The organism is Methylobacterium tarhaniae, assembly GCF_001043955.1.
Taxonomy (GTDB): Bacteria; Pseudomonadota; Alphaproteobacteria; order Rhizobiales; family Beijerinckiaceae; genus Methylobacterium; species Methylobacterium tarhaniae.
Map to the genome: position 1 here is coordinate 1 of NZ_LABZ01000451.1, position 676 is coordinate 676.

The 676-nt window shown below is 62.3% G+C and carries 1 pseudogene; it reads right to left on the reverse strand.

The features are described 5' to 3' along the window. Nucleotides 1-550 (reverse strand): annotated as a pseudogene (locus VQ03_RS30590) (CBS domain-containing protein); the annotation flags it as partial. Between the last annotated feature and the right edge of the window lie 126 nt (nt 551-676).

The window sequence follows — 676 nt, forward strand, 5'->3', positions numbered from 1 at the left end:
GGGTGAGGACGATGGCCTTCTCCAGCTGCCCCTCGAACCCCTGCATCGCCGTGGCGGTCATCATCTCGCCGAGGAACAGGGCGCAGAGCCAGCCGGCCCGCTTCCGGATCATCGTGCCGAAGCCGATATCCATATAGGGCTCGGGCAGGGCCTCCATGCCGCCGAAGCGCTGCACGTCCTGCGTCTGCTTCTCCACCATGGCGTCGATCATGTCGTCCACCGTGACGATGCCGATGAGGTGGCCCACCGCATCCACCACCGGCAGGGCGAGAAGATCGTATTTCGAGATCAGCCGCGCCGCCTCCTCGCGGCTGGCGGTGGGCGAGACGGCGAGCGGCCGTCGGCCAGCGGCGACGCTGAGGACGTTGTCGTCGGGATTGCCGGAGATCAGCCGGCGCAGCGGTACGGCTTTCGTCAGCGCCTGGGTGCGCGGATCGAGGACGAAGATCGCGTAGATGGTCTCGCGGGTCTTCTCCACCGTGCGGACATGGTCGAGGGTCTGCCGCACGGTCCAGTTGCCCGGCACGGTGACGACTTCCGTGGTCATCAGAAAAAAAAAAACGGAAAACAAAGCGAGTCGTATGCCTATGAATTGTTTCGGTAATCTCCGGCAAACCCAGGCACGCTATATACTTCATCGACCGATATCATATACTCCAATACACGACGTTCTTCA